Here is a 641-nt window from a genome sequence, read left to right on the forward strand (position 1 = left end):
TAAGACGAGATCAACGGAACGCTCGGCATACAAGGATTTATATTCCGGACGATGCGCAAGCAAGAGCTGAAACGCATCAGGTGACACGTCTTGCAGTGCTTGATCGAGACTTTGACGAATCCCATCCGGTTCCGACAGTCCTTCGCGCCATCGTGTCGTCGTCGGGTCATCGATACCGAGTAACGAAAACGATTGACCTTGGTATTCGATGACGCGCGATTCATTCCGGAGAACGGTGACACCTAGTTGTTCAAGCTTTGGCAAAATCGTTAGATTGAGTCGAACCTCATGATTCCCGGTGACGAAGTAGACCGGGTATCGATCGACGAGTGCTTTCATGAGTGTAAGGGCAGCTTCTTCACCGTTTCGTCTCGAGTCAATCAAATCACCAGTCATGACAATGAGGTCTGGTTCTGCCTGATTGATTTTTTTCAGTAATCGTTGTTGTTCATTCCCGAACGCCTTGCCATGTAAATCTGCGACCTGCACGACACGATATCCGTTAAACGCTTCCGGTAAACGGCTGGACGCCACCGTCACCTGTGAGACATCGATGATGTTGTTTTCACGATATAAAAACCAGCTTCCTAAGGCGAGGACGCCAAGGGATAACAGCCAGCGTGTACGTTTACGCATAAGCC

The 641-nt window shown here is 49.5% G+C and carries 1 protein-coding gene; it reads right to left on the minus strand.

Going from position 1 to position 641, the window contains the following annotated elements; all coding sequences use genetic code 11:
* Positions 1 to 636, minus strand: a 636-nt coding sequence (locus B3G15_RS00985) for a metallophosphoesterase (RefSeq protein ID WP_290714520.1), incomplete at its 3' end; no start/stop codon positions are given.
* Positions 637 to 641 lie beyond the last annotated feature (5 nt).

The sequence above is a fragment of the Exiguobacterium sp. UBA1053 genome (genome assembly GCF_002316465.1).
Taxonomy (GTDB): Bacteria; Bacillota; Bacilli; order Exiguobacteriales; family Exiguobacteriaceae; genus Exiguobacterium_A; species Exiguobacterium_A abrahamii.